At 31.8% G+C, this 2,185-nt stretch carries 3 protein-coding genes; all 3 read right to left on the reverse strand.

The features are described from left to right. Positions 1 to 559: 559 nt before the first annotated feature. From F3G86_RS10060 to F3G86_RS10570, 3 genes are read right to left on the reverse strand one after another with little or no spacing between them, the layout of a single operon-like run. Complete coding sequence (locus tag F3G86_RS10060) at positions 560 to 913, reverse strand: hypothetical protein (protein ID WP_012000860.1); 354 nt, start codon at positions 911 to 913, stop codon at positions 560 to 562. Continuing rightward, positions 910 to 1,137 carry a type II toxin-antitoxin system HicA family toxin gene (locus F3G86_RS10065; protein ID WP_012000867.1) on the reverse strand — a complete coding sequence of 76 codons (228 nt, stop codon included), beginning with the start codon at positions 1,135 to 1,137 and terminating at the stop codon, positions 910 to 912. The genes F3G86_RS10060 and F3G86_RS10065 overlap by 4 nt, the downstream gene beginning before the upstream one ends. Before the next feature lie 40 nt (positions 1,138 to 1,177). Beyond that, positions 1,178 to 1,747 carry a tyrosine-type recombinase/integrase gene (locus F3G86_RS10570; RefSeq protein ID WP_188116463.1) on the reverse strand — a complete coding sequence of 190 codons (570 nt, stop codon included), beginning with the start codon at positions 1,745 to 1,747 and terminating at the stop codon, positions 1,178 to 1,180. Between the last annotated feature and the right edge of the window lie 438 nt (positions 1,748 to 2,185).

Consider the following 2,185-nt stretch of genomic DNA (forward strand, 5'->3'; position numbering starts at 1 on the left):
GTTTTAAATAATATGTTGAAAGTTTAGAACTATATAGCCAAGAGAGCACGCTCATTCCCCACTTCGATTTTAAACAATATTTTGGAAGTTTAGAACAAAGAGGATAGGTATAAATGGCGTGGAATTTATAGTTTTAAATGGTGTAATGAAAGTTTAGAATTCCCCAAGCGCGCTTAAAATCGTCATCAAGCGACCATTTTAAATAATGTTATGCAAGTTTAAAAACGGCAACAAAATATGCCAGCCCAAGCTTCGCACGTTTTAAACAAAATTTGAAATTTTAAAAAACATTTTGATTGACAATCCCTGGCTTAATTTCCCTCTATCCGCCTCATCTCTTTCTTAACCATATCCCCAGTAGCGTCTGCATAGATCATTGTTGTCTGTATTTTTTTGTGCCTAAGAGCCTTTTGGATAACGCCTAAATAAGACGTGACTAGTATTATACATGCATTTATAGTAAGCATAGAAGTAAAACAAGCCACCAAAGTCTTTGTCTTTCACAACGATTAAAACGTATGACAAATTTAGGTAGTAATCTAATTTTTTGCAATTAACATCAAATCGCCAACGCTTTTCTAGCAAGCTCACTTAGCCACGCCGAGCGGTTAGAAGTTACGGCGTCAATAGCGTTTAAAACACCTTTTGGTATGGTTAAATTTATTCGAACTTTGGCGTTTTCGTCGATCGGCTCTGGTATTTTTATACCGTCAGCAAGTGCTGTTTCTATAGTAAATTTAAAAGCTTCTTCAAGCTCGGCTAAGGCTTCTTCTTTACTTTCGCCATCACCATAAAAAAATGCAATGCTATTAAGTTCAGGCATAAACGCACCCCAACCACCACCTTGGTTTTGTGGTATTTTTTTAAGCTCTATTTTATACGGTAGGTTTAGATAGTAGTCTAAATTTTTCATTGTTTGTCCTTTATGGCGTCTAAAACTAGCTTGACATAATACGTTTTCATCGGCTTTTTATATGGCAAAGTAAGCAAAATTTTACCATTTGTAAATTGATGATGTGAGCCTTTTATGCCACGTAAATTAAAGCCATTATTTAAAAGCAACTTTTCAAGTACTTCAAATCTTACATTTTTAGGATTATTTTCAAGCTCTTTTAATAATTTGTCATTTTTACTCAAATTTTTGCCTTTTTATATGTATATTATACATACTTTTTGCTTACATCACTCTTTTCATCTCTTTCTTAACCATATCCCCAGTAGCGTCTGCATAGATCATTGTTGTCTGTATCTTTTTGTGCCTAAGAGCCTTTTGGATAACGCCTAAATTTGTATTTTTCTCGACCATATTCATAGCAAACGAGTGCCTTAGTATATGGCAACCCCTTTTATTTACTATGCCACATTTTCTATATATACGCTCTAGTAAAGTATATACGCATTGCCTAGAAATAGGCTTGTCGCCATTTTTATTTGTAAATATATAGCTTTCAGGTGGGTATATGCTAGATAGCCTCTCAAAATCATCTTCTATATGGCTTTTTGGTATATATGCCGTTTGATACTCTCCACCTTTGGCTAGTATATTTATGTCATAAAATTCCCCGTCGTCACTCTCTTGAAAGTCGCAAAATTTAAGATTTAACGCCTCGCTTATTCTAAGTCCACTTTTTAGCATTAGTTTTATAAGCAATGAATTTCTATAATTTTTAATATATCTATATTCAGGTTTTTTAACCAGCTTATTTTCTATATAGTCTAAAATTTTATCTCTCTCGCCCTCTTTCATAAAATTTTCAAGCTTGCTCGTCTTTTTCTTTGCAATCTTATAGTTATCTAGTATTTTTTCTAAATCTATAAGCTTGTCATTATTATTAGTAATATACTTAAAGAAAATCTTTAAAATAGTTAAATAGCTAATCTTTGTTGAGCTTGATATACTTTTAGTCCTATTAGCAATCTTTTTGTGTTGTTTTTTTCTATATAAGTCATCTAACCATATAAAATAATCAGTTATATGCTTATGACTTAGATTATTAAAGCTAATTACATCATTATTCTCATAACAAAACTCTACAAAGCCATCAAGGCAATTTTTATATGTATTAATTGTGTTAATGCTCTTGTCTGCTATCTTATTATAAGAAATGAAACTATCTCTATAATTTGCCATCTCGTCTGCAAAGTCTAATTTCTCATTATTTTTCATAAAATTCTCCTTTTATTT

The organism is Campylobacter concisus (genome assembly GCF_902460595.1).
GTDB lineage: Bacteria > Campylobacterota > Campylobacteria > Campylobacterales > Campylobacteraceae > Campylobacter_A > Campylobacter_A concisus_BL.